Source organism: Reyranella sp. (genome assembly GCF_044224635.1).
GTDB lineage: Bacteria > Pseudomonadota > Alphaproteobacteria > Reyranellales > Reyranellaceae > Reyranella.
In genome coordinates this window covers 1-21,975 of record NZ_JBGAKA010000019.1, presented here as the reverse complement: position 1 = coordinate 21,975, position 21,975 = coordinate 1, and the positions used below count along the sequence as shown (strand labels likewise).

Genomic DNA, 21,975 nt, shown 5'->3' with positions numbered 1-21,975 from the left:
GTCAGATGCCGCCGTAGGTGTTGAGCGCGAGCTGGGCCGGCAGGCCGATCACCATCACGATCGGCAGGCCACGTCCGGTCTGGCCACGGCCCACGATATGGTCGTTCGGCGCGCCCATCCGGCTCTGATAGCTGCCGTTACCGGAGAACTTGCCGGCGAAGCACGACAGTGAGAATCGCCCGCTGCCCGGTGCCTCGTTGGTGAACGTGCCCTCGCAAACCGATTCGCCGCGCAGGTTCTCGACGTTGAAGGTGACCGACCGATCGCGGCCGATCAAGGCGCCGTATCGCGCGACGCCATTCAGCCGGGCGACGTTGCCACGGTCGTCGCGATAGAAGATCGAGACCGGACCGTAGGAGGCGTCGGGCATCACGTTGCGCGGCACGACGTAGGTCTCGTTGCTGATCACGACCTGACAGCGGCAATCGACATTGTAGTTCTCGCCGAGCGGTCCCAGCTCGGCGAGCTTGCGATTGCAGTTCGACAGCGCGAGCTGCTGCACCTCGCTCTCGCTCATCTGCCCCCGCGAGTAGGAATCGGCATAGACGAACGCGCACTGCCGCGGCAGCGGGACGGCGACTACCTTATGGCTGGCGGCATTGGTCTCCGAGTTGACCCAGTAGCGCTCCGCCATCTCGGGAAAGCGCAGGAACACCGGGTCACGTCGCTCCGCCTTGCCGTACGGCGACTGCGAGGCAGGCTGGGCCCAGGCGCCCGGCGCTGCAGCTATGGCTGCGAGCAGGATAACGGCGAGCAGACGATGCATGGCCTCCGACTCCAACCTACAAACTTGACCGAAATACGACCCTCCCGGCGCTGACCGCTCCCTGGATGGTGACCGGTCCGCCTGGAGCTTGATCTTCTTTGATCGAAGCGACAAAGAGGTCCTCGCCCTGAGGAGTGGCCGCAGGCCGCGTCTCGAAGGGTTGGCCGAAATCACCTCTGTTGCCGACCCTCCTTCGAGACGCCACGCTTCGCGTGGCTCCTCAGGGCGAGGAGTTCTTTGGCGTTTCAAACCAGGAAAATCACGCTCTGGAGCCTGATCGGTTCGCTTGGAACTGAGCGACGTTTTTCTGTCGTCCTGAGCGCAGCGAAGGACCTCATCGTCGCCTGCAACGGGAGCACTTTGAAATTTCTGGCGATGAGATCCTTCGCGGCGCTCAGGATGACGCAATAAATGCCGAGTTGGTCCTCCGTAAACCAATCATGCTCTAGACCAGGCGGCTCTGCTTCTTGGCCGCACCGACAAACGAGCTGAACAGCGGATGCGGCGCGAACGGTCGCGATTTCAGCTCGGGATGGTACTGCACCCCGATGAACCAGGGATGGTCGGGGATTTCGACGATCTCCGGCAGAATGCCGTCGGGCGACATGCCCGAGAAGCGCAGGCCGACCTGCTCGAGCCGGTCCTTGTAGTTGACGTTGACCTCGTAGCGATGGCGGTGGCGCTCGCTGATCACGTCCTGGTCATAGATCTCGTGAACTTTGGTACCGGGCCGCAGACGGGCCGGATAGGCACCGAGCCGCATCGTTCCGCCGAGCTCGCCGTTGGCGGCCCGCTTCTCGAGCTCGTTGCCCTTCATCCATTCGGTCATCAGGCCGACGACCGCGTGCTCGCAGGGGCCGAACTCGGTCGATGACGCGCCTTCCAGGCCAAGCAGGTTACGGGCGGCCTCGATCACTGCCATTTGCATGCCGAAGCAGATGCCGAGGAACGGCACATTGCGCTCTCGGGCGAACTGGACGGCGTGGATCTTGCCCTCGGTCCCACGTTCGCCGAACCCGCCCGGCACCAGGATGCCGTTCACGTGCTCGAGATGGCTGACCGCGTCGTCGCGCTCGAAGATCTCCGAGTCGATCCATTCCATCGCGACCTTGACGTTGCTGCCGAAGCCGCCGTGGGTCAGCGCCTCGGAGAGCGACTTGTAGGCGTCGAGAAGGACCGTGTACTTGCCGACCACGGCAATCGTCACCTTGCCCTCGGGCTCGCGCACCGAGCGGACGATGCCGCGCCAGCGGTCGAGGTTCGGCTCGGTGTCGGCGTCGAGGCCGAAATAGCGGCAGACCTCGCGATCGAAGCCCTGCTCGTGGTAGGCGATCGGCACCTGGTAGATGGTGTCGACGTCGCGCGCCTCGATCACGCGCTCGGTCCGCACGTTGCAGAACAGGGCGATCTTGCGCCGCTCGTTGGCCGGGATCTCCTTGTCGCCGCTGCGGCACACCAGCAGGTCGGGCTGGATGCCGACGCTCAACAGTTCCTTGACCGAATGCTGGGTCGGCTTGGTCTTGAGCTCGCCCGCGGTCGGCACCCACGGCAGCAGGGTCAGATGCACGTACATCACGACCTCGCGGCCGAGCTCGTTGCCGATCTGGCGGATCGCCTCGAGGAAGGGCAGGCTTTCGATGTCGCCCACCGTGCCGCCGATCTCGACCAGGACGAAATCTTCCTCGGCCGTGTCGGTCAGCACGAATTCCTTGATCGCGTCGGTGACGTGCGGGATCACCTGCACCGTAGCGCCGAGATAGTCGCCGCGCCGCTCGCGCTGGATCACGGTCGAATAGATGCGGCCGGTGGTGATGTTGTCGCTTTGCCGCGCATCGACACCGGTGAAGCGCTCGTAGTGGCCGAGATCGAGATCGGTCTCGGCGCCGTCATCGGTCACGAAGACTTCGCCATGCTGGTACGGGCTCATCGTACCAGGGTCGACATTGAGGTAAGGGTCGAGCTTGCGCAGCCGGACCCGATAGCCGCGGCGCTGCAGCAGCGCGCCCAGCGCCGCTGATGAAAGACCCTTGCCAAGCGAGGAAACCACGCCGCCCGTTATGAAGATAAAGCGCGTCATGGGCCTACAACCTACCAAACCGAGTGGATCGCAGCCATGGGGATATCGCTCCGCCGAAGAAGCTTCGGCGGAGAGAACGGCTCGACAAGGGTGATGTTCCTAGCGGGTCGGCGCCGCCGGTTGCGGCGGCGGAGCAGGCGCAGTGGGCGCCGTCGGGGCGCGATCCATGATCGACCGGGCATTCTTGCCGGGATCGGACATGCTCCAGGCCATGACGAGGCTCAGGAAGAAGAAGATTCCAGCAAAGATCGCCGTCATGCGCGACAGCACATTGGCCTGTCCGCGCACCGAGAACAAGGCATCCGTGCGGCCCATGCCGAGGCCGCCGCCCTCGCTGCGCTGAAGCAGGATGACGACGATCATCGCGGCGGTCACGCCGACATGGATGATCAGCAGCACCAGGCGCCAATCGTGCAGAAAGCCTCTTACCGCGTCCATTTCCGTCCAGAATCGCGAGGTGATGCCCGCAAGCCGGCGCTTCTAGCCGCTTTAGGCTGACTTGGCGATAGCCAAAAATTCGTCGGGCTTGAGGCTCGCGCCGCCGACCAGGCCGCCATCGACGTCGCCCGCCGCCAGCAGCTCGGCGGCATTCCTGCCATTCACCGAACCGCCGTAGAGAAGCCGCACGGACTGCGCGTCGGCCGTGAGGCTGCCCAGCACCCCGCGAATATGCGCGTGCGCTGCGGCAACTTCCGGCGTGGTCGGTGTCTTGCCCGTGCCGATCGCCCAGACGGGTTCATAGGCCACGACCAGTGTGGCAGCGGTCGCCCCCGAGGGCACGCTGCCGCGCAGCTGGGCCTCGAGCACGGCCAGCGTCTTGCCGGCCTCGCGCTCGGCCAGCGTCTCGCCGATGCAGACAATCGGCACCAGCCCGGCCCGCCAGGCCGCCTCGGCCTTGGCGCGGACGATGGCGTCCGTCTCACCGTAGTCGGCCCGCCGCTCCGAGTGACCGACAATCACGTGGCTGGCACCGCAATCGCGCAGCATCTCGGCCGAGACATCGCCGGTATGGGCGCCGCTTGCCTTGGCATGGCAGTTCTGCCCGCCGACCAGCACGCCGCTCGATTTCACGGACTCGGCAACCGCCGCCAGCAGGGTGGCCGGAGGGCAGACCAGCACCGCGCGGTCCTGCCATGCCGCCTGGCGCACGCCGTCGGCCACCCCTTTGGCCAGCGTCAGAGCGTCGGCCCGGAGGCCATTCATCTTCCAGTTGCCGGCGATCAGAGGTTGCCGCGAACGCGCCATGATTTCTCCCCTTCATGTCTCCTCCCCAGCTTCGCTGGGGAGGTGTCCGCGTAATCGCGGACGGAGGGGTCATGAGCGTCGCGACTATGGCTCATGACCCTTCCGTCGCGTAAGACGCGACACCTCCCCAGCTTCGCTGGGGAGGGCAGAAGAGGCGTCTCTAGCGGCCGCTGATGCGCTGGTCAAAGGCCGGTTGGTTGCCTGTCCGCAGGTCGGGTGCTAGGCATGCGCCGCAAACAAACCGCCCCGGCAAACCGTGAATAATTTCCGCAAGTACGCCAAGTACGTCGTCCTCACCATCCTCTTCGGCATGCTGATCATCAGCTTCGGCCTATGGGGTGTCGGTGACATGCTGCGCATGGGCGGCCGCAGCACCGAAGTCGCCCATGTCGGCGGCACGCACATCCCGCTGTACGGCTGGGTCGGTGGTGCCGCGGTGTCGATCAACGAGGTGCGCGAGCAGTTCAACCGCCAGCTCGAAGGCATCCAGCGCCAGACCGGCCAGCGGCCGGAGCCCGAGCAGGCCATGCGTTATGGCCTGCATGTCCGCGCCCTCGAGGAGGTCATCCAGCGCACCGTGCTCGACTATGCCATCCAGCAGTTCGGCCTGGTGGTGAGCGATGCCGAGGTGCGCGCGGCGATCGCGCGCAACCCAGCCTTCGCCGGGACCGGCGGAGCGTTCGATCCCCTGCTCTACCGCAATCGCCTGCAGCAGGCGCGCATCAGCGAGGCGCAGTACGTCGTCGATGTCCGGCGCGAGATCGCGGCGAGCCAGCTGTTCGGCGTGGTGCGGGCGGAGGGGCTGGCGCCGAGATCGCTGCGCGACGACGTCTTCAAGATGGAAGGCGAGAAGCGCGTCGCCCAGACGATCTACATTCCCGACGCGATCATCACCGACGTGCCCAAGCCGACGGCCGAGCAGCTCAACGCCTATTTCGAGGCCAACAAGACCCGGTTCCAAATTCCCGAATTTCGCGCCTTCTCCTACGTGCTGCTGTCGGTCGACGACATCCTGCCTCAGATCACGATCACCCCGGATCAGCTCAAGCAAGAATACGCCGCGCGCTCCGCGCAGTTCGGCACGCCCGAGAAGCGCGACGTCGACCAGGCGATGGCCGACAGCGAGGACAAGGCCAAGGCCATCATTGCCGGCGTCAAGGGCGGCAAGTCGCTGGAGGATGCGGCCAAGGAGGTCCTCGGCAACACCGATGGCGTGATCAAGCTCGGGGCAGTCACCAAGAAGGACCTGCCGCCCGGTCCGCTGGCCGACGGCGTCTTTGGCATTCCGGAGGGTGTGGCGCCGGCGCCGATCCAGTCGCCGCTCGGCTGGCACGTGGTGCGCGTCAACAAGATCGAGGCCGGCACGTCGCAGTCGTTCGACGAGGTCAAGGATAAGCTCGAGGCCGAGCTGAAGGCGCAGCAGGCGCCCGACCTCCTGATCAAGCTGGTGACCGACTTCGAACGCCTGCTGTCCAAGACGCAGTCGATGAAAACGGCGGCCGAAGATCTCGGCCTCAAGGTCAAGACCTACGAGAACGTCGATGCGCGCGGCCAGGATGCGTCGGGCAAGCAGGTGGTGATCGGTGCGGCCGCGGCCGAGCTGGTGCAAGCTGCCTTCGCCACCCGCGAGAGCGCCGAGAGTGAGCTCCTCGAAACGCCGAAGGGCGAGTATTTCGTCGTCCGCACCGACCGCATCACCCCCGCCCGCGTGCCGACGCTCGCCGAGGTCGAGGGCAAGGTGACCGATGCCTGGCAGACCGAGGAGCGACGCAAGCTCGCTGAAGTCAAGGTCAAGGAAGCGGTCGAGAAGGCCAATGCCGGTGCTGATCTCGCGACCATCGCCAAGGACCTGGGACTCGAGCTCAGGACGGCCAAGGCGGTGACGCGCTTCGAGGCCGACCAGGGTAACTACCTCAACCAGACAGCCGTGCAGGCGCTGTTCAAGCTCGAGGCCGGCAAGGTGCAATCGGTGCGCACTGGCGAGGGCAGCGTGATCGTCCGCCTGGACAAGATCGAGCCGATCGACCTTGCCAAGGACAAGGAAGCGATCGATCGCTTCGGCAAGCAGCTCGACACCATGGTCGCCAACGACCTGATCCTCCAGCTGGTCAGTGCGTTGCGCGCCAAGTTTGGCGTAACGGTCGACGAGCCGGCTTTCATGGCGGCCTTCAAGCCGCAGCAATAGGCGGGTCCGGCCATGACGATCTCGCCCGACTTCGACGCCTTCGAGGCGTGCTACCGTGCCGGCAAGCCGCAGCTCGTGTCGACCAAGCTGGTCGCCGATCTCGAGACGCCGGTCTCCGCCTACCTCAAGCTCGCCGATGGGCGGGCCAACTCCTTCCTGCTGGAATCGGTCGAAGGCGGCTCGGTGCGCGGCCGATATTCCATCATCGGCTTCAAGCCCGACGTCATCTGGCGCTGCATCAAGGGACAGGCCGAGATCAATCGCCGGGCGCGCAGCGACGCGCGCGCCTTCGTGCCGCTCGAAGGACGGCCGCTCGAGACGCTGCGGCAGCTGATCCGCGAATGCCAGATGGACCTGCCGCCCGGCCTGCCGCCGATGGCCTCCGGTCTGTTCGGCTTCCTGGGCTACGACATGGTCCGCGACATGGAGCGGCTGCCCGATACCAACCCCGATCCGGTCGGCCTGCCCGACGCGATCATGGTACGGCCGACCCTGATCTGCATCTTCGACCGCCTCGAGGACAACGTGACCCTGGTCACGCCGGCTTGGCCGCAGGACGGGATCGGCGCGCGCGCCGCATACGAATCGGCGCAGGAGCGGCTGGCCGATGCGGTGTCCGACTTCGAGCGCTCCCTGCCTTTCCGGCGCGAGGGTGCCGATGCGCTCGACGGCCTGCCCGAGCCGCAGGCCAACATGTCGAAGGACGATTTCAAGGCCATGGTCGAGACCTGCAAGGAGTACATCCGTGCGGGCGACGCCTTCCAGATCGTGCCGTCGCAGCGTTTCTCGCTGCCCTTCAAGCTGCCGCCGCTGTCGCTCTACCGCTCGCTGCGCCGCATCAACCCCTCGCCCTTCCTGATCTTCTTCGACTACGGCGACTTCTCCATCGTGGGCTCGAGCCCAGAGATCCTGGTCCGCCTGCGCGACGACATCGTCACCATCCGCCCGCTCGCCGGAACCAAACCGCGTGGCGCCACCCCGGACGAGGACAAGCGCCTGGCCGACGAATTGTTGTCCGATCCCAAGGAGCGCGCCGAGCATCTGATGCTGCTCGACTTGGCGCGCAACGACGTCGGCCGCGTCGCCAAGATCGGCTCGGTCCGGGTGGTCGAGCAGTTCACCATCGAGAAGTACAGCCACGTCCAGCACATCAGCAGCCACGTCGAAGGTCGGCTGGAGGACGGGCTGGAGGCGATCGATGCGCTGAAGGCCGGTTTCCCCGCGGGCACCTTGTCGGGCGCCCCCAAGGTCCGGGCGATGGAAATCATCGAGGAGGTCGAGCCGGTGCGGCGCGGCATCTATGCCGGATGCGCCGGCTACTTCGCCGCCAACGGCTCGATGGACACCTGCATCCTGTTGCGCACCGGCCTGGTCAAGGACAACATCATGTACGTGCAGGCGGGCGTCGGCGTGGTCGCCGACTCCGACCTCGAGGCCGAGTACCAGGAGAGCGTGCACAAGGCGCGCGCCCTGGTTCGCGCGGCGGAGGAGGCGGTTCGCTTCGCCAATGCCGGCCAGTGGAGCGCGGGCAACACGCGGCGCTGAGGCCGGCCCGGTATCGGACGGGCCATAGCGGATCCGCAAGCTTCTTGTCGTCCTGAGCGCAGCGAAGGACCTCATCGCCGGCTGCCATGAGTGTGCTGCGGAACCGCTGGCGATGAGATCCTTCGCTGCGCTCAGGACGACAGGAACGATGCGATGGAACGGTCGGATTCGGTTCGGCTGTTCCATCCAATCGGAAAGCGCTCTAGGGTCCTTTGGCAACGGAGGAACTCTATGTCCGACTGGCAGAAGCGCTACCAACGCCTGGTTTTCGACCGCCCGCATCCCAAGGTGCTGCGGGTGACCATGAACCGCCCGGAGAAGTACAACGCCACGGATGCGATCATGCATCGCGAGCTGGTCGACGTTTGGCGCGACATCGACGGCGACGACACGGTCAACTGCGTGATCATCCAGGGCGCCGGCGGCAAGGTGTTCTCGGCTGGCGGTGACTTCGACATCATCGAAAAGAACATGAAGGACTACAATGCGCTGCTGCGGACCTGGAAGGAAGCGCGCGACATCGTCTACAACGTGATCAACTGCTCCAAGCCGATCGTCAGCACCATGCGCGGTCCGGCGGTCGGCGCCGGCCTGGTTGCCGGCATCCTGGCCGACGTGTCGATCGCCTCGAAGAAGGCGAAGATCATCGACGGTCATACCAGGCTCGGCGTCGCCGCGGGCGACCACGCGGTGATCGTGTGGCCACTGCTCTGCGGCATGGCCAAGGCCAAGTACTACCTCCTGCTGTGCGAGGCGGTCGACGGCGAGGAAGCCGAGCGCATCGGCCTGGTCTCGCTGTGCGTCGAGGATTCAGAGCTCGAGGCCAAGGGGCTCGAGGTCGCCACCAAGCTCGCCGAAGGCGCCCAGACCTCGATCCGCTTCACCAAGTACGCGCTCAACAACTGGCTGCGCATGATGGGCCCGTCGTTCGACGCCTCGACGGCGCTCGAGATGCTGGGCTTCCTCGGCCCCGAGGTGAAGGAAGGGCTCGCCTCGCATCTCGAGAAGCGCAAGCCCAAGTTCGACCCCTACTCGCCCATCTGACGGAGCGCGCGATGCGTGGACTGCAAGGCAAGAACGTCATCGTCACCGGCGGCGGCGGCGCGATCGGCAGCGCTATCTGCCGGCGCTTCGCCGGCTATGGCGCCAATGTCGGCGTGTTCGACAAGAACCCCGAGGGCGGCAAGCGTGTCGCCGAAGAGGTGTGCAAGGCGGGCGCGCGGGCATTTGTCTCCGATGTCGACATCGCCGACTATGCCGGCGTCGGCAAGGCGATCGCGGCGTTCGAGAGCGAGATCGGCCCGACCGGCATCCTGGTCAACAATGCCGGCTGGGACACCTTCATCAACTTCATCGACACCACGCCGGACCTCTGGGACAAGCTGATCGACATCAACCTGCGCGGCCCGCTCAACATGAGCCATTTCGTGCTGAAAGGCATGGTGGCGCGCGGCCATGGTCGCATCGTCAATATCGCCTCCGACGCCGGCCGCGTCGGCTCCTCGCAGGAGGCGGTCTACTCCGCCTGCAAGGGCGGCATCATCGCTTTCACCAAGACCGTGGCGCGCGAAGTGGCCCGGCGTGGCATCACGCTGAATGCCGTCTGTCCCGGCCCGACCGACACGCCCTTGCTGGCGTCGGCCGCCGGTGTCGGCGAACGCGCCGAGCGCTTCCAGGCGGCGCTGGTCGGCGCCATCCCGATGAAGCGGGTCGGCCAGCCCGAGGACATCCCGGGCGCGGTGTGTTTCCTGGCCAGCGACGATGCCTCCTTCATCACCGGCCAGACGATCAGCGTGTCGGGCGGCTTGACCATGCACGGCTGAGCCGACGAGAGTCGCCCCATGCCCGAGCTCGCCTGGCTGGTCCAGTCTTTCCCCAACTTCGCGCGCTATGTCGTCGTCGGCTTCGCGCTGGCGGCGCTGTTCCTGTGGGTCTATGTCCTGGTCACGCCATGGCCGGAATTCAGGCTGATCCGCGCCGGCAACTCCGCCGCGGCGACGGCGCTGGTCGGGGCACTGCTGGGCTTCTGCCTGCCACTTGCCAACACGATCGCCCATTCGGTGAGCCTGACCGACGTCGTCGTGTGGGCGCTGGTGGCATTGCTCGTGCAGGTCCTGGTCCATGTCGGCCTGCGCGTCATGCTGCCGGGACTGAAGCAGGCGATCGAGGAGGACAAGGCGGCAGCCGGCATTGCCGCGGGCGGCTTCGCCACCTGCTTCGGGCTCATCAACGCGGCCTGCCTTACGTCCTGACAATGGCCAAGGCCTCACCCCCGCAGCCCAGCGGCTCGCGCATGTCGAGCGGCGTCAAGCTCGCGGTCATGGGCGTGGCCGGCGCGGCACTGCTGTATTCCTGCGCGCCGAGCGTCGGCGCCGGGCTGGGGGCGCTGCCCTACCTCTGGTTCCTGCCGAACCCGTTCTATCGCCCGCCGGTCGCCGCCGCGCCCTGCCCGCCCGGGCAAGTCTGTCCGCCGCAGCAACAGGCCACGGGCACGAGCAGCGGCAGCAGCTCCAGCAGCACGGGGACCGCATCGTCGTCCAGGAGCGGCAGCAGCACGAGCAGCAGCAGCAGAAGTTCCTCGACGTCGGAGAGCAGCGGCGCCACGTCGACGACGAGCCAGCGCGGCGGGTTCGGCTCGACCGGATCGTCGCACAGTTCATCGAGCTGACATGCGCCGCGAAGCATCCGTGCCCCGTTCGGGCTGGCAGCAGAAGCTCGAGCAGATCGGTTTCAGTTTCTACAATCTGGAAGGCAAGGCCTATTGGACCGAGCAGGCCTGCTACGCCTTCTCCTCGGCCGAGATCGACGAGCTGGAGGCGGCCAGCGAGGAGCTGCATGGCCTCTGCCTGAAGGCTGTCGAGTACGTCGTCGCCAACAAGTTGTGGGAGCGCATGCGCATCCCGCCGGTGTGGGGCGACTACCTCGAGCGCGTGTGGCGGCGCAGCGATCCCACCCTGTGCGGCCGCTTCGATCTCGCCTACGACGGCAGGGAGCCGCCCAAGCTCCTGGAGTACAACGCCGACACGCCGACCGCGCTCTACGAGGCCGCGGTGGTGCAATGGTACTGGCTGAAGGACGTGAAGCCCGAGGCCGATCAGTTCAACTCGATCCACGACAAGCTGATCGAGGCTTGGCGCGGCGTCCTGCGCCGCCTGCCGCCCGAGGGCCTGGTCCACTTCGCCCGCTTCGAGGACCATCCCGAGGATCTCGCGACCTCGGAATATCTGCGCGATACCGCGCTGCAGGCCGGCCTCGCCGGCAAGCCGATCGCCGTCCCCGACATCGGCTGGAACGGCCGCCGCTTCACCGATCTCGACGAGATGCCGATCCAGGTCATGTCGAAGCTCTATCCCTGGGAATGGATGGCGCGCGAGAAATTCGGCGTGCACGTGCTCACCGACACCACCGCCTTCATCGAGCCAGCGTGGAAGATGATCCTGTCCAACAAGATGCTGCTGCCGCTCCTCTGGGAGGGCTTTCCCAACCACGCCAACCTGCTGCCGGCGTTCGAGAGCGAGCATGCCGATCTCGGCCGCTCGTTCGTCAAGAAGCCGATCTTCGGCCGCGAGGGCCACAACGTGACGGTGGTCGGACCCGGCGTGTTCGACACGGCCGGCGGCGACTACGGCAGCGAGGGCTTCGTGTGGCAGGCCTATCAGCCGCTGCCCCGCTTCGACGGCTGCTATGCGCTCGTCGGCTCCTGGATCATCGACGGCAAGCCGGCCGGCATCGGCATGCGCGAGGACGAACGCCGGATCACCCACAACAACAGCCGCTTCGTACCGCACTATTTCGAGTGATTGATCGGCTTCCTCCCCAGCTTCGCTGGGGAGGTGTCGCCGTCATACGGCGACGGAGGGGTCATGAGCAACGAGAGGTGGCCTATGACCCCTCCGTCCGCGATTACGCGGACACCTCCCCAAGCGAAGCTTGGGGAGGATAAAGAAGGGTCAATAATCCCACTGCATCTTCACGCCGACGCGGCCGTTGGAATCGGCGCCGATGTCGCCCTCGATCTTGACGTTGTCGAGCACGTCGATCTGGACGACGCCGCGGCTGGAATTGCCGGACGCGCCCTGGCGCGCCCCGATATAGACGCCGGGCGCGACATAGCGGCCGGCCTCGATCGACATCTGCGGATTGGCGCCGCTGCCGCTCGATCCGACCGACAGGCGGTCGAGACCGAGACCGCCGCGCAGACGGCTCAGCACGCCCGACCCCGGTGAGGCTCCCGTCAACTCGGCGAGCCCTTGTGCGGCCTGGGCGAGCTCGAACGGACTGAGACCCGATGCAGGTTTGCCGAACAGCAGCATGGCCATCGCCTCGTCGGGCGGCAGGCCGCCTGCGTTGACGCTGATGATCGGCGCCCGCGCCGTGCCCTTGATCTCCACGTTGACGGTGGTCGATTGCACGGTAGTGCTGGCCAGGAAGTCGAGCCGCGGATCGATCGCGTCGAGATTGTCGAGCGTTACCACGCCGCGACTGAAGGTGAGGCGCCGCCCCAGCAGGTCGAACTCGCCGCGGCGCATCGTCAGGCCGCCGGCGACGGCGGGCGCCGTCGGCGATCCGCTGACCTGGAGCTCGCCTCCCATCTCGGCATCGAGGCCGCGTCCGCGCACGAACACGGCACGCGGCGCCTGGATCTTGAGCGCGAGCCGGATCGGCGTTGCCGTCGGGGGCGGCGGCTGGCGCGGCCGGGCCGCCGGCTGCGCGGTCGGCACCGGCGGCGAACTGCCCGGCCTGTTGACCTCGCGCACGTCAAGCGTGGGATACGATGCCGACTGCTGACCGCCGATCGAGATCTCGGCGCGGTCGATGGTGATCGGGCCGGAAATGTCGATGGCCGTGCCCGTCGACCCCGACACCTTGAGATTTGTCGAAACGGCCGCCATGAGATCGGGCCGGTTGACCAGCAGGGCGTTGCGACTTGTCACTGAAATATCGGGCATCACGCCCTGCTGCGCATCCAGCCGGATGGTGCCGGCGAGCGACAGGGTGCCGTTGCGGCCGGTCTGGAAGTTGAGACGCTGGATTTGCACCGTGTCGCCCTGCAGCGCGAGCCGCCCCTCGCCGCCGCTCAGCCGCAGGCCCGACTCGGGCAAAGCGAGCGCGCCGTTGGCGAAATCGATGGTGCCGCTGCCGCTGATCTTCGATCCCGACAGGTCGACCGTGAGGTTCGGGCGCAGCGTGCCGGTGACATTGCGCAGGTCGTTGCCGAGCAGCGGTGAGAACGGCGCGATGTCGAGCGCGCCGGTAACCGTGGCCGAGCCCGACGGCGCGCCGGCGCTGCGTGGAATGGCCACCCTGCCCTTGACCGTGAGGTTCGTTGCACCGCCGGCGCTGAGCCGGGCATCGACGCTTGCCTGGTTGCCCGACATCGTGCCCGAGCCCTGGATCGACAAGGGCGGCACGAGCGCCGTGTCCGGACGGCGCAGACGCAGGCCTGTGACGCCGTAGGTGGCGTCGATCCGGGGCGCCGTCAGCGCGCCGCGCACCTGCACCTTCGCCTGCGCCGTTCCCTCGAGGCCGGTACCCGGCGCCACGGCGTCGACCAGTGACAGCGGCAAGGCCGCCAATTCGAGCTGCAAATCGCTCGCGGTCGGATCGATCGTGCCGCGCGCCGACAGCCGGCCGCCGCCCAGTCGGAGGTTTGTCGGATCGAGGACGACGCGCTGTCCGGCAATGCGCACCCGCGTCGGCGCGGCGAGCGCGACCGGGATACCCGAATGACGGCCGTCCAGGCGCGACAGGCTGATCAGGATGTCGTTTCCGTCAGGCTCCACCTTGCCTCGCAGATCGGCGCCGGTTCGCGCCCCCGCAGCCTGCAGTGCGACGACCAGCCCTTTGCGATTGCCGTTGGCCGTCACCGTGACGCGATCGATGTCGGCCACTCCACCCATCCCGTTGGCCGTGAGGGTCGCATCGGTGATGGCGGCATTGAGCGGATCCTTGACCGTGCCCTTGAGAGCGAGCGAGGCGATCGACGTGGCGCCGCTGCGCAGCCCCTTGCCCTGCAGGGTCACGGTCACCTGGCCGGCTGCAGCGGGATCGGTCGTCGCCTGGCTGTCGGCCGGGATATCGGCGGCTGTCAAATCAAGGTCGATCGAGCCGGCGAGTTCGGTGCCGGCCAGCGGCGCGACATCCTGCAGCCGCGCAATCTTCAACTGCGCGCGCCCCGATCGCCGTGTCTGCGTGATCGCCAGATCGACGACGTCCAACACGGCGCTCGCCCATTTGCCCTGGAAGGTCGGCACGGCAAGACCACCTGAATCGTAGCGAAAGCGCCCCTCCAGGGAGAGCGCCTGGTCGACCAGATCGCCGTTGGTCGTCATCGTGCCCTGGATCGCGCCGGCAGGGTCGCGTGACAGCGACGCCGTGAGCGACACGCGGCGCGACGTCAGCGGGCCGTGATGGAGATCGCTCACCTCGCCCGTAACGCGAAGATCGGTGCCGGCGGTGCTCTGGCGAACGGCCGCTGTGATCTTGGCCCTGCCGGCGACATCCGGCTGCACCCAGGCAAGGCTTGGCAGGTCGAGCGACAGATCGAGATCGGCGGTCTCCGCCTGCCCTCGTCCACTGATGCTGAGCACGGCGTTGTCGGCAGCCGCCACGCGAACGTCCTTCAACGTCCAGGACTGGTCGAACTGCCAGGTCGCCGCCCCCGAGAGCGCTACCCGAGCATTCACGAGCTGTGGCGGCAGGCCGGTCGCCCCGAGGTCGCTGACCGTTCCCTGCCAGGACACGGACAAGCCCTTGGCGTCCGATGTCGCGGTCACGTCCCAGGCGCCCTGCCCTGCCAGCGGCTGGCCGGCCAGGGTCGAAAACACGGCGAAATCCGGCAGTGTGACAGTTGCCTTCAACTCCCCGGCCTTGCTCGCCAGGACATAGGACCCGGTGCCGATCAGCGAGGCCGGCGTCGAGCGGACGTCGAGCGATTGCACCGTGGCCTTGCCGTCGGCAAAGCCCAGATTGGCCTGCAGCCGTATCGGCCCCAATGCCGGAATCTGCGGATTGATCGCGACCAGCGAGACGTCGGCGGCGCTCCCGGTGAGCGTGACCGAGCCCTGCGGCAAGGTCGCCAGCGATCCGAGATCGGCCTTGATCTGCACCCGCAGCCCGCGCCAGGAGGCGCCACCTGCTAGCGGGCCGAGCGCCCCCGGCTCCGGCGAGTCGACCGTCGCCGTCGCATCGAGCCGGTCGCCCTCGATGTCGTAGCGCGCCGATGCATCGACCGTGACCGGCGTGGTTGCGAGCTTGAAGCCGCTCAGCACGACGACCTTGTCGTCGATCGTGGCCTGGGCGTCGAGGCGGATCGGTCCGCGCAGGGCATCGGCCACCGGGTTCTGCGGCAGGCCGGGCGCTGCCGAGTCGATGCGGGCGACAACCTTGGTGGTGGCGCCTTGGGGTTCCCAGGTCAGCTTGCCCGTGATGCGGACGGCGTCGGCGGCGGTCACGTTCAGGTCGGCTTGGCCGGTGCGGGCGTCGCCGCGCGCCACGAGGCGCATCGACAGGTCCTCGATGTCGGGCCGCTCCAGCAGCACGGCGACGATCCCGCCGCGCTGCTCACTCAGGCTCACCTCGCCATCGATCGACCTCTGCCGGGCATCGAAGCGGACGTTGGCGGAGAGCTTGCCGGCCGGACCGTCGATGCGCGTGCCATCGAGCACCAGCCGCCCCTGCACGAGATCAGGCGGCAGATGGGCGTTGCCCGTGATCTTCCAGCGCGAGTCGATACCCGCCAACGCGGCGCCGAGATGGAGATCGGCAATCGACAGCGCCTGCAGATCGATCTCCAGCGGCAGCGACAACGGCTCGCCGCTCTTCTCCGCGGCAGGTTGCTTGTCGGGCAGCGGCGGGCGCACGACGCCGATGCGATCGGCGGAGAGCACCTCGATCTGCAGTCGCCGCTCGAACAGCGATGCGAAGGACCAGCGAAGACGAAGGTTGTCGGCGGTGAGCCATGGCCCGTCGCGATCGCGATAGGCAAGCCGCTCGACCGTCAGGTCGGTTGGAAAGAAGCCGTGAAGGCCCGCGATCTCCAGGCCGCCATCGGCCGTGGTCGCCAGCTTCGAGACGAGCGAAGCGAGGGCGCGCTGCCCCGGAGCCGTCTGAAGGGCGGCGAAGGCGAACGCCAGCACGGCCACCAAGCCGACGATGATCTTGCCGAGGAGTCGCAGCCAGCGCATCAGAACGCCTGTCCCAGGCTGACATAGAGGCCGAACGCCGGATCGCCCTCGCGCCGGTTGACCGGGAAGCCGACATCGAGACGCACCGGCCCGAAGTCGGTGTAGTAGCGGATGCCGCCGCCCGCGCCTATCCGAGGGGCGAACAGCGAGAAGTCGGGAAAGAAGTAGGGATAGGCGCTGCCGGCGTCGACGAAGGCCACGGCGCCGAACGACTTGCCGATGCGCTGGCGCAGCTCGACGCTGGCCTCGACGACGCTGGCGCCGCCCAGCGGATTGTTGAACGCATCGCGCGGGCCGGCGCTCTGGAAGACGAAGCCGCGCACCGAGCCGCCGCCGCCGGCATAGAAGAACTTGTCGGGTGGAATGCCGCCGATGCTGATGGCCGGCTCGCTGCCGAGCGAGGCGCGGGTCGCCAGCACCGTCCGACCCGGCTCGCCGAGATCGAAATAGGTGCGGCCGGTGACGCGCAGGACGGTGAAGAAGTCAGTGTTGCCGATCCACGGCGTCACCTCGGCATCGATGCGATAGCCCTTGGTCGGATCGACGTCGCTGTTGGCGCGATTGTACAGGATCGAGAGCGGCAGCCCGACCAGCTGATAGTCCATCGTCATGCCGTTGCGGGTGATCCGAGAGATCTCGCCGGCGAGCCCTGCCCGCGCCGTCAGTCTCGGCGAGACGACACGGTCGAACCCGGCATAGGCCGTCACGGCATTGCGCGTGTAGGCATCCAGTACATCTCGCAGTCCTGCTGCCTCGAGCCGGGCGTCCTGGCCGGAAAGCCACCAGTCGGGCTTGCGGAAGGCGGCCCGAAAGGCAAAGCCAGTGTCGAGCGCGGAATAGCCTTGCTGGCCGATATGGTTGATCTCGGCCGACAGGCGCAGGCTTTCCGCCTGGCCGAACAGGTTGCGGTGGGTCCAGAACCCGTTGACGGAAAAGCCGAGCTGGGTCTCGTAGCTGATGCCGAAGCCGATCGTGCGAGGCGCGCGATCCGTCAACTCGACATCGAACGGCAGCTCGCCGTTGGCATTCAGGGTCCCCGCCTGGTTGATGCGCACTGTATTGAAGACACCGAGGGAGGTCAGCCGGCCGCGCATCGCCTCGACCTTCTCGGGATCGTACGGCTCGCCCTCCTTGAAGGGGACTCGACGCTGCAGCCAGACCATGTCGACCTTCTCGCTGCCCGAGAAGCGCACCGGCCCCATCTTGGCGAGAGGGCCGGTCTCGACGGTGAAGGTGATTTCCGCGTCGTGCGTCGCGTGATCGACCACGACCTCGCGCTTGATCCGGGCGAGCGCGTAGCCGTGCCGGCGCAGCTCGATCAGCAGCTTGTCCTGGGCGGCGAGGATGGCGGCGGCATCGGCCGGGTCGCCTTTCGCCAGACCGAGCTTGTCGCGATCGACGTCGGGCAAGGAGGTTTGGGACTGCGGCGGGCGGATGGCGATCTCGGTGATGCGATAGCGCGGCCCGGTGGCGACCTCGACGGAGATGGAAACCGGTTCGTTCTCCGGCTTCGCATCGATGGCGTCCAACGCATCCGCTTCAGCGATCGGACGGCCGTCGACCGTGGCGTTGATCCTGCCGTCGTAGTAGCCACGCGAGCGCAGCGCATTGTTGATCCTGGCCACGATCGACTGGGCACCCTGCAGGACACCCAGGCTGTCGCCGGAGAGCGGTTGCGTCTTCTCGAAGTTCTCGACGAGTTCCTTCAGGTCACCCTGAATGGTCTCGTCTCCCGTGACGACCAGGACGATGCGGCCGGTTCGCGCCTCGGCGATCTTGCAGGGGCCGAGAACCAGAAGGACAGCCATCGCCAGGACGCAACCCAACCAAGCCCGCTCCGTGGTGCATGCGCACCAGACGACAGTGATTGGATGCCAACGACGCATATCTACGGAACACCAACGCCCGGCCACGCAAATGGATGCGTGGCCGCACGCAATTGTGCCAAACTGGCACCAGCGAGGAGACGGCGATGAGCGATGTGTGGGTTCAGCCGACCGGTGGCGCGCTGGGCGCCGACATACACGGGGTCGACCTTTCGCGGGAGGTCAGCGGCTCTGTCTTTCAGCGCATCGCTGAGGCGTGGAGCGATCATCTGGTCCTGCGTTTCTCGGGGCAGAAGATCGGCGACGACATGCTGATGGCCTTCAGTGCGCGCTTCGGCGAGCTCGATCGCGTGCCGATCGCGGCGGCCAGCCTCGACCGCACAAACTCGGGCCTGGCGAAGGAGGCCGAGGCCTGGGTCGCCGTGATCTCCAACGTCGTGCACGACGGCAAGCCGGTCGGCGGACTGGGAAGCTACGAGCTCGTTTGGCACACCGACATGTCCTACAACCCCTTGCCGCCGCGCGCGAGCCTGCTTTATGCGCTCGAGGTGCCGCCCGACGGCGGCAACACCGGCTTCCTGAATATGTACTCTGCCTACGAGACGTTGCCCGACGATCTCAAGCGCGCCATCGATGGCCGGACCTGCATCCACGATTCGAGCCGCAACTCGGCAGGTGAGTTGCGCAAGGGCTTCCAGCGGACGCTCGATATCCGCCGGACACCGGGCGCCGTCCATCCGCTCGTCCGTCGACATCCCGTGAGCGGGCGCAACGCCCTGTTCCTCGGTCGCAGGCCGGGCGCCTACATACATGGCCTGTCGGTCGAGGACAGCGAGCGGCTGCTCGACGCGGTGTGGAAACATGCCACCCAGGAGCGCTTCGCATGGTACCAGAAGTGGCGCGTCGGCGATCTCGTGATGTGGGATAATCGCTGCGTGATGCATCGCCGCGACGCCTTCGACGAAAGCCTGCACCGCCTGATGCACCGCACGCAGATCGTCGGCGAGCCGGTGCTCGCGGGGTAATAAGTAGTGTCACGACTCGTTGCTGAGACAAGGAACAGACTCTTCCGCTGAGAGCGCCACCCTGCCTTCGCCGAAGGGAAGCCGCTTGGGCTTCGCGCAGGCAGATCCGATGGCGCTCATGGGCTAAGGGGTCGACAAGAGGAGCGCCATCGGTGAGCGGAGGTTGCTCCGCCAGCAGTGGCACGCTCCCAGCGCATGATTTCTGCTCCTTTCGTCGCGTGGAGATTCAGGGGCGATTCTTGCGTCAGTTGCGTCAGTGCGTCAGTCCTCCCGATTTTTCAATGGCTTGAGGCTGACGCAAGGCCACTCGCCAAATCCGTATTGCGTCAGTGCGTCGGTCTTCTTGTTGCCGGCACGAGATGCGACGCATCCACGACATCATCGACTTGCACCACCATTCGGCTGCCAGGCGCATCACCCTGGCGAACGATACTTGCGATCTTCCGGAGCTTGGCAAGCCCTCCCAACAGAAAAGCCCCCTGATTCAGTCATGGTGGCCGGCCATGACACATTTCCATTCCTCCCCCGTCTTACGGGGGAGGTGCCCCCGAAGGGGGCGGAGGGGGAAGGCCTCAAACGAGATCGACTAGATTCCGACGTCGGAATCAAGAAAGATCTCGAGTGTGGCTTTCCCCTCCGCCCCGTATGACGGGGCACCTTCCCCGATTACGGGGGAGGGATTCGAGATGTGTCCACTCCCTAGCAGCGAAGAGGATGAGTTGGTCGCTACTTCTTCCCCGGCATCTTGATCGCGGCTTGGCGCCGCTCGACCATGGTCTCCTCGAAGGCGCGCGGGTAGCGGTGCGGTTGCGCCGAGACCTTGTTCAGCCGCTCGAGCGCCTCGGCCGGCAGGCGCCAACCGCCGGCGCTCAGCGTCTCGCCAAGCTGCCGGGCGTTGCGCGCGCCCACGATTGCGCTGGTGATGGCGGGCTGGTCCATCACCCAGCGCAGCGCCGTCTCCGCCGGCGAGCGGTTGATCTCGCGCGCCGTGTCGAGCAGAGCCTGCAGGATCTCGGCGTGATTGCGCGCGAAGAAGCGACCTCCCGATCCCCAGCCTTCGGCCGATCGCGTGCCGTCGGCCTCGAGGTTGCCGGGCTTGTACCTGCCCGCGAGGTAGCCGCCGGCGAGCGGTGACCACACCACGACGCCCAGCCCCTTGGCCTCGCACGCCGGCACCAGCTCCTCATCGATGTCGCGCACCACCAGGCTGTATTGCGGCTGGTAGGCGTCGAAACGGACCCAGCCGTTGGTGTCGCTGACCCACAGCGCCTCCATCAGGCGCCACGTCTCGTAGTTGGAGCAGCCGGTGTAGAGCACCTTGCCCTGGCGCACGAGGTCGTCGAAGGCGCGCAGCATCTCCTCGAGCGGCGTCTGCACGTCGACATGGTGGATGTAGTATAGGTCGATGTAGTCGGTCTGCAGGCGGCGCAGGCTGTCTTCCACGGCCTGCTTGATGTGCAGGCGCGACATGCCCGAATCGTTGACCCTGCCGCCCGTCGGGTTGAACATCTTGGTGGCGATCACCGCATCCTGCCGTCGGCCCTTCAGCGCCTTGCCCAGCATGGTCTCCGACACGCCGGCGACGTAGGTGTTGGCCGTATCGAAGAAATTGACGCCGGCATCGAACGCCGCATGCACCATGCGCGCCGCCTCGGCCTCGTCGGCACCATTGCCGAAGGTCATGGTGCCGAGGCAGATCTCCGAGACCTTGAGGCCTGCCCGGCCGAGACGACGGTAGTCCATGGTGATTCCTGTCCTTGCTGATCGGATGACGATGAAAAGAAAGATCCCTCTCTGCGCTCGGGATGACAGTATTGGCGTAGCGGCGCTTCCCCACCACTGTTGTCATCCCGAGCGCAGCGAGGGACCTTTCCTCTTATCGCCTCACAGCCCCAGCATCGCCTTGGCCAGCACGTTGCGCTGCACTTCCGACGAGCCGCCGTAGATCGTGGTCTTGCGGGTGTTGAAGTAGCGCGGCGAGACGTCGTCGACATACTCGCCGCCGACCGGGACGATGTTGCTGTCGTAGTTGCGCAGCTCGGTGAACGGCGCGCCGTACCAGCCGACCGCCTCGACGGCCATCTCGGTCACCTTCTGGCCGACCTCGGTGCCGCGCATCTTGACCACCGAGGCCATGTTGCCGGGGGCGTCGCCGGTCTTGAGGCTGGAGTAGAACATCATCTCGTTCATCTCGACGGCATCGATCTCCATCTCGAGCGCCGCCATCTTCTCGCGCCACGCCGGGCTGGCCGACAACGGCTCGCCGGCGTCCAGCTGCGTCTTCGACAAGGTCTGCAGATGGCGGAACGCCTTGCGCAGGCGCGGCCCGTGCGCCTGGCCGCCACGCTCGAACTCGAGCAGGTATTTGGCGTAGGTCCAGCCCTTGTTCTCCTCGCCGACGCGGTTCTCGACCGGCACCTTGACGTCGGTGAAGAACACCTGATTGACCTCGTGTCGCATCGGCGTGCGCGTGCCGTCGACCAGGTAGATCGGATCGATCCTGATTCCCGGCGACTTCATGTCGATCAGCAGGAACGAGATGCCCTCCTGGCGCTTGCCCTCGTTCGAGGTGCGCACCAGGCAGAAGATCCAGTCGGCAAAATGGGCGTTGGTCGTCCAGATCTTCTGGCCGTTGACGATGTAGTGGTCGCCCTGCCGCTCGGCCCTGGTGCGCAGGCTCGCCAGATCGGAGCCCGAGCCCGGCTCGGAGTAGCCCTGGCACCACAGCTCCTCGGCGGCGGCAATCTTCGGCAGAAAGCGCTTCTTCTGCGCATCGCTGCCGTACTTCATCAGGACGGGCGCCACCATCTTGAGGCTGAACGACGACAGGTAGGGCGAATCGGCGCGCGCCATCTCCATCTCGAAGATGAATTTCTGCGTCGAGCTCCAGCCCGGCCCGCCGTGCTCCTTCGGCCAGTTCGGGCAGAGCCAGCCGCGCTCGGCGAGCTTCCTCTGCCACTGCAGCAGGCGTTCCTTGGAGACGTGGCTGGTGCGGCTGCGCCGACTCTCCTCCGCCACCTCGACCGGCATGTTGGCGCTGATCCAGTCGCGCACCTCCTTCTGGAAGGCGAGCTCATCCTTGCTGAATGCGAGGTCCATTCGCTACTCCGCTTCGCTGTC

16 protein-coding genes are annotated in these 21,975 nt (G+C 66.5%); 7 read left to right on the top strand and 9 right to left on the bottom strand.

Annotated elements, in window-relative coordinates:
* Position 1 precedes the first annotated feature (1 nt).
* The 4 genes from ACILR9_RS17855 to tpiA all read right to left on the bottom strand — a co-directional run bounded on the left by ACILR9_RS17855 (position 2) and on the right by tpiA (position 4,088).
* On the bottom strand, positions 2 to 766 hold the full coding sequence (locus tag ACILR9_RS17855; protein ID WP_395711303.1) for a hypothetical protein: 765 nt from the start codon (positions 764 to 766) through the stop codon (positions 2 to 4).
* A gap of 445 nt (positions 767 to 1,211) precedes the next feature.
* Positions 1,212 to 2,843 carry a CTP synthase gene (locus tag ACILR9_RS17850; RefSeq protein ID WP_395711302.1) on the bottom strand — a complete coding sequence of 544 codons (1,632 nt, stop codon included), beginning with the start codon at positions 2,841 to 2,843 and terminating at the stop codon, positions 1,212 to 1,214.
* Between the two features lie 99 nt (positions 2,844 to 2,942).
* Positions 2,943 to 3,281 carry a preprotein translocase subunit SecG gene (gene secG, locus ACILR9_RS17845; RefSeq protein WP_395711301.1) on the bottom strand — a complete coding sequence of 113 codons (339 nt, stop codon included), beginning with the start codon at positions 3,279 to 3,281 and terminating at the stop codon, positions 2,943 to 2,945.
* A 51-nt stretch (positions 3,282 to 3,332) separates the two neighbouring features.
* Positions 3,333 to 4,088, bottom strand: coding sequence for a triose-phosphate isomerase (tpiA, locus tag ACILR9_RS17840; RefSeq protein WP_395711300.1), 756 nt, complete (start codon positions 4,086 to 4,088; stop codon positions 3,333 to 3,335).
* A gap of 256 nt (positions 4,089 to 4,344) precedes the next feature.
* On the opposite strand from tpiA, the gene ACILR9_RS17835 reads away from it, so the two are divergent.
* From ACILR9_RS17835 to ACILR9_RS17815, 5 genes are all read left to right on the top strand, one after another.
* Positions 4,345 to 6,273 (top strand): peptidyl-prolyl cis-trans isomerase, encoded by a 1,929-nt coding sequence (locus ACILR9_RS17835; RefSeq protein ID WP_395711299.1) that lies wholly within the window; start codon positions 4,345 to 4,347, stop codon positions 6,271 to 6,273.
* Positions 6,274 to 6,285: 12 nt separating this feature from the next.
* Positions 6,286 to 7,818, top strand: coding sequence for an anthranilate synthase component I (gene trpE, locus ACILR9_RS17830; protein WP_395711298.1), 1,533 nt, complete (start codon positions 6,286 to 6,288; stop codon positions 7,816 to 7,818).
* A gap of 231 nt (positions 7,819 to 8,049) precedes the next feature.
* The gene (locus ACILR9_RS17825) at positions 8,050 to 8,862 is read left to right on the top strand and encodes an enoyl-CoA hydratase/isomerase family protein (RefSeq protein ID WP_395711297.1); all 813 of its coding nucleotides are present in this window, start codon (positions 8,050 to 8,052) and stop codon (positions 8,860 to 8,862) included.
* Positions 8,863 to 8,873: 11 nt separating this feature from the next.
* Positions 8,874 to 9,641 (top strand): SDR family oxidoreductase, encoded by a 768-nt coding sequence (locus tag ACILR9_RS17820; protein ID WP_395711296.1) that lies wholly within the window; start codon positions 8,874 to 8,876, stop codon positions 9,639 to 9,641.
* Positions 9,642 to 9,659: 18 nt separating this feature from the next.
* On the top strand, positions 9,660 to 10,070 hold the full coding sequence (locus ACILR9_RS17815) for a DUF350 domain-containing protein (protein WP_395711295.1): 411 nt from the start codon (positions 9,660 to 9,662) through the stop codon (positions 10,068 to 10,070).
* A gap of 166 nt (positions 10,071 to 10,236) precedes the next feature.
* Here the strand turns inward: ACILR9_RS17815 and ACILR9_RS17810 are convergent, their stop codons facing one another.
* Positions 10,237 to 10,503 (bottom strand): hypothetical protein, encoded by a 267-nt coding sequence (locus ACILR9_RS17810; protein ID WP_395711294.1) that lies wholly within the window; start codon positions 10,501 to 10,503, stop codon positions 10,237 to 10,239.
* Positions 10,504 to 10,505: 2 nt separating this feature from the next.
* Between ACILR9_RS17810 and ACILR9_RS17805 the strand changes: the two genes are divergently transcribed.
* Positions 10,506 to 11,618, top strand: a complete 1,113-nt coding sequence (locus ACILR9_RS17805) for a glutathionylspermidine synthase family protein (RefSeq protein WP_395711293.1) — start codon at positions 10,506 to 10,508, stop codon at positions 11,616 to 11,618.
* Between the two features lie 150 nt (positions 11,619 to 11,768).
* On the opposite strand, the gene ACILR9_RS17800 is transcribed toward ACILR9_RS17805, so the two are convergent.
* Together ACILR9_RS17800 and ACILR9_RS17795 are read right to left on the bottom strand one after the other, a co-directional pair.
* The gene (locus ACILR9_RS17800; RefSeq protein WP_395711292.1) at positions 11,769 to 16,004 is read right to left on the bottom strand and encodes a translocation/assembly module TamB domain-containing protein; all 4,236 of its coding nucleotides are present in this window, start codon (positions 16,002 to 16,004) and stop codon (positions 11,769 to 11,771) included.
* Positions 16,004 to 17,812 carry an autotransporter assembly complex family protein gene (locus tag ACILR9_RS17795; protein ID WP_395711291.1) on the bottom strand — a complete coding sequence of 603 codons (1,809 nt, stop codon included), beginning with the start codon at positions 17,810 to 17,812 and terminating at the stop codon, positions 16,004 to 16,006. Before ACILR9_RS17795 ends, ACILR9_RS17800 begins: the two co-directional genes overlap by 1 nt.
* Before the next feature lie 164 nt (positions 17,813 to 17,976).
* Between ACILR9_RS17795 and ACILR9_RS17790 the strand changes: the two genes are divergently transcribed.
* A complete protein-coding gene (locus ACILR9_RS17790) occupies positions 17,977 to 18,855 on the top strand; it encodes a TauD/TfdA dioxygenase family protein (RefSeq protein ID WP_395711290.1) in 879 nt (292 codons plus the stop codon).
* A gap of 726 nt (positions 18,856 to 19,581) precedes the next feature.
* On the opposite strand, the gene ACILR9_RS17785 is transcribed toward ACILR9_RS17790, so the two are convergent.
* Both ACILR9_RS17785 and ACILR9_RS17780 read right to left on the bottom strand, forming a co-directional pair.
* Positions 19,582 to 20,598, bottom strand: coding sequence for an aldo/keto reductase (locus ACILR9_RS17785; RefSeq protein WP_395711289.1), 1,017 nt, complete (start codon positions 20,596 to 20,598; stop codon positions 19,582 to 19,584).
* Positions 20,599 to 20,739: 141 nt separating this feature from the next.
* Positions 20,740 to 21,954, bottom strand: coding sequence for an acyl-CoA dehydrogenase family protein (locus ACILR9_RS17780; RefSeq protein WP_395711288.1), 1,215 nt, complete (start codon positions 21,952 to 21,954; stop codon positions 20,740 to 20,742).
* Between the last annotated feature and the right edge of the window lie 21 nt (positions 21,955 to 21,975).